Origin of the sequence: Limnothrix sp. PR1529, from assembly GCF_002742025.1 — a bacterium.
Lineage (GTDB): Bacteria > Cyanobacteriota > Cyanobacteriia > CACIAM-69d > CACIAM-69d > CACIAM-69d.
On record NZ_LIRO01000046.1, the window covers coordinates 1 to 2,129 of the forward strand.

Sequence of the window (2,129 nt, forward strand, 5' to 3'; positions counted from 1 at the left end):
CAATCACACTGCCGGGCCATTGGGGCAACTGGCTTTGCAAAGCAGCGGGCACAATCCCAAAAAACAGCCGCAGCCCCCAACCCACGGCCGCCCCCAATCCCAACAGCCGCACCACTTCTCCCCACCGAATCGGCCCAGGATGATATTGGGCAACGGCGCTGGCTCCCAAGACCCGATCGGGCCCCGCCAATTGCAAGACTCCCGCCGCCGCCACCAGGGCCAACGATCCCAACCCAAAGGCATAGGCCGGGCCCAACTGCAAAACGCGATCGCGAGCCAAGGGAGCCACCGCCCCCACCAAGCCCGCCGACAAAACCAACAAGCTGTTGGCCTGGGGCAGTTGACTGCTCAAGGCGTATTGACCAATGAGGGCGATCGCGGGCGATCGAAACACCGCCATGGCCACCGCCCACAGCACCACCGTCACCATCAACAGGCCTTGAACGATTGCCCCGCGCCCCAACGCCGCCGCCACCATGGCCCCAAACATCAATACCGTCAGCCCCACCCCCGCCACCACCAGGGGATAGCGGCTGCCCACGCGCAACCGCGCCCGATCGCTCAAGCCTCCAATCACCGGCTCCAACACTGCGGCCAGGCCATCTTCCAAAATCAACACCGCCCGATCGACCCCCGGCAACCCCACGGCCGCCAACAACTGGGGTAAATAGAACCGATACAGCACCCAAGCCAGGGAAATGGCTCCTTGCAATCCCGCCAATCCCAACACGGGCCGCCACAGGAGGTTGCGTTCCGGTTGATGTGATTCAGGCTGATTGGATGCCGGTTGATTGGCTTCCGGTTGAGCGAACCCAGGCTCTTTCAGCTCGGAATTCGGGACAGGCTCGGGTGATTGGGTCATGGGATGGGACCAGGGCAAAGACTGATCGCCTCGGGGGGCGATCGCGCGGATAGTTCCGGTCTAACCGATCGATTCGGCTCCTGGCGAACCTTTCCGGGCGATCGTCCACATCAGCCCCACAGCAGCCCCACGGCAACAAGAGTCCTGAATCAAGGGATTCTGGATCAATGGATTTAACTGATTCCTCAACGTCGGGGCTGAATTCTGGCGCTAATTCGCCGTGGCCGCTCTCAAAGTGTCAATATTGGCTTCCCAATTGCGCCCATCAAAGGGTTCAATCAACACCTGTGACGGATCGGCCAAATCAACTCCATCCAGGCAACGGGCATTCACGCTATAGCCATCCGGGTGCGATCGGGGCACATAAAACGACTTGATGCCACAGGTGCGACAAAACAAATGCTTGGCCGTGCCCGTGTTGAAGGTGTAGGTGGTTAATGCCGTTTCGCCCTGCAACAGTTGAAAGCGCGATCGGGGAACGAGCAAATGCAAAAATCCCGTTTTGTCGCAAATGGAGCAATTGCAAGACTGCACCTGCAAGGGTGATGGCCCCTGCACCTGAAAGCGCACCGCTCCACAATGGCAACCGCCCTCATAGGTGACGGCGGAGTCACGGTTGGATTCAGTCTCCGCTGTGGGGTTGGGTTCTTGGGTCATGGCGAATGGTCGATCGAGAAAAAACGGATTACTAGGGGTTGAATTAGGGCTTGGAGTCCAGAGTTTGAAAAGTCTAGGGCTTGAATTGTCGATCGAACGTGGCCCGGTCGATCGGTTGCGGCACTTCCAAGCCCTCGCCTCCCAACACCGTCAAAGGTTGACCTTCCACCAAAATCCAAACCTTCGCAGCGGGATTCAACGTGCTGGCCGTGTAAACAATTTGCCCTAACCGTCCCATCATTGATGCACTGCCGCCGCCGCTGGTGAATTCCGACGACAGGTTCACCCGCACCCCTTCCGGCGCAATCATCACGTCCAGCAGCTTGGTGTTGATGGGAATAGCGCTGCTTAAGTTGTTGTCGGTGGGTTGCCCGGCCAAAACTTGCTCGATCGCCCCGCGCAACACCTCATCTGGCTCACTGCTGGCCACGGTTTTGGCCGGTTGACCCGCCATCACAAAATGGGTTCCCGTGTCCTTCAGCCAATAGACCTGGGATTGTTCAGCGATCGGGGCGGTGGCCACAGGGGCAGGAGTTGCCTTTGGTGATTGGGGCACGGCGCTGGGGGGCGGCGTGCCCCAAGCACCAAAGGCAACTCCTGCCCCTGTGGC

General features: G+C 59.6%; 3 protein-coding genes and 1 pseudogene. 1 reads left to right on the forward strand and 3 read right to left on the reverse strand.

From position 1 onward, the window contains the following. A pseudogene (locus AMR42_RS07685) lies at positions 1-862 on the reverse strand (hypothetical protein); the annotation flags it as partial. A gap of 3 nt (positions 863-865) precedes the next feature. Between AMR42_RS07685 and AMR42_RS20310 the strand changes: the two are divergent. Beyond that, the gene (locus AMR42_RS20310; protein WP_158234397.1) at positions 866-1,039 is read left to right on the forward strand and encodes a hypothetical protein; all 174 of its coding nucleotides are present in this window, start codon (positions 866-868) and stop codon (positions 1,037-1,039) included. Between the two features lie 33 nt (positions 1,040-1,072). Here AMR42_RS20310 and AMR42_RS07690 read toward each other — a convergent pair whose 3' ends face one another. Both AMR42_RS07690 and AMR42_RS07695 read right to left on the reverse strand, forming a co-directional pair. Beyond that, positions 1,073-1,519, reverse strand: coding sequence for a GFA family protein (locus AMR42_RS07690; RefSeq protein WP_099532875.1), 447 nt, complete (start codon positions 1,517-1,519; stop codon positions 1,073-1,075). 73 nt (positions 1,520-1,592) lie between these two features. Next, on the reverse strand, positions 1,593-2,129 hold a 537-nt coding region (locus AMR42_RS07695; RefSeq protein ID WP_099532876.1), incomplete at its 5' end, for a GerMN domain-containing protein.